1 protein-coding gene is annotated in these 395 nt (G+C 71.4%); it reads right to left on the bottom strand.

The genetic code is table 11. From position 1 onward, the window contains the following. Positions 1-395, bottom strand: a 395-nt coding sequence (locus tag BYZ73_RS21850; RefSeq protein ID WP_112317616.1) for a phage major capsid protein, incomplete at both ends; no start/stop codon positions are given.

The following is a 395-nucleotide window of genomic DNA, read 5'->3' as shown; positions in this document are numbered from 1 at the left end:
GCCAGGTCCTCGCGCAGCGCCATCGCCTTCAAGAGGTCGTCGCGGGCATGCTGGGCCATGGCGACCGAGGAATGCCGCAGGAGGCTGTTCGACAGCGGCACCAGCGCGCGCAGGAGCTTGAAGGACTTGTCGACCGCATCGAAGCTCATCTCGCTTTCGGCAATGGCCGAGGTCTCGGCGCCGTAACCGGCGGTCGCGCCTGCGGTCTGGCGCGCGGTGCGCAGCTCGCCCGCGGGCATCGGCACGGTGCGCGCGCCCGAGGCGCGGACGGTGACCCGCGGGCGCAGCAGCGCGATCAGTTCCTCGGATTGCGCGGCGGGAATGGTGATGCCGCCCGCGGCCTCGGACGCGCCCGACATGATCGCGGCGATGCCGGAATGGCCATCGGTCTCAAG

Origin of the sequence: Rhodovulum viride (assembly GCF_003265965.1) — a bacterium.
In the GTDB taxonomy this organism is placed as follows: domain Bacteria; phylum Pseudomonadota; class Alphaproteobacteria; order Rhodobacterales; family Rhodobacteraceae; genus Rhodovulum; species Rhodovulum kholense.
This window is presented reverse-complemented; position numbering and strand designations above follow the sequence as displayed.